Origin of the sequence: Mesorhizobium sp. M7A.F.Ca.CA.004.12.1.1 (genome assembly GCF_003997835.1) — a bacterium.
Taxonomy (GTDB): Bacteria; Pseudomonadota; Alphaproteobacteria; order Rhizobiales; family Rhizobiaceae; genus Mesorhizobium.
In genome coordinates this window covers 1-816 of record NZ_RZRK01001356.1, presented here as the reverse complement: position 1 = coordinate 816, position 816 = coordinate 1, and the positions used below count along the sequence as shown (strand labels likewise).

General features: G+C 62.4%; 1 pseudogene. It reads left to right on the top strand.

What is annotated here, in order from left to right:
* Window positions 1-292: 292 nt before the first annotated feature.
* A pseudogene (locus EN984_RS36355) lies at window positions 293-816 on the top strand (L,D-transpeptidase); the annotation flags it as partial.

The window sequence follows — 816 nt, the reverse complement described above, 5'->3', positions numbered from 1 at the left end:
TGCCCGCACCGTCCGACGTCGCCGGCGACCAACGGCACGGCTCCCGCCGCACCGGCGACCCCGCAGGTCCCGAACCAATAGTCTTCCACGCTTGAAACCGCGATCTGTGGTCGTTTGAACACAGTCGCGGCAAATGCAGCAAGATCACGAAGATTCGACAGGGTGAGGCGGGGCCTCGCGCTTGAGGCAGCCGCGCTTATTCGACTATAGATTGCGCGCGGCATTTCCGGCGCCCTTGGGGGGCGCTGGGCGACGCCGTGGGCAACAAGCATAGAACGATCGGATCTTCGCCATGCAGCTTCGCAGCTTCATTTTCCTGGGACTTTGCGCCGCACTCGGCATGAGTTCCCCAGCCTCCGCCGGCGTGCCGGCAAATATGGCCGCACAGCCTTCGGCTGAAACAACTTCTGCAATCAACGTCGCCGTCAAGAGTGATGCGTCGCAATTGAAGCTTCTCAAGAAGAAGAAAAACCCGACGCCCGACGACCTCGCCCAGATCAAGAAGATCGAGGCCAAGATCGTTGCCGACAAGGAAGCCGCCAAAGCCAAGGCGCTCGAAGCCAGGAAACTGGCGATGCGCGAGGCGGCCAAGGCCAAGGCCGACGCTGAACGGCAGGCGTTCCTGGCCAAGAAGGGCAAGGGCGCGCAGGCAACCCAGGTGGCCGATGCCAAGCCAGCCAAGAAGCTGGTTGCCAAGATCATCGAACCAATCGAACCGATCGCGCCGATCCAGTCGGCCGAGCCGCTTCCGGCAGAGGCGATGAACATCGCCCTGACCGGCAACAATGGCGAGTTGCGTAGCGAGGTCATCGGCCA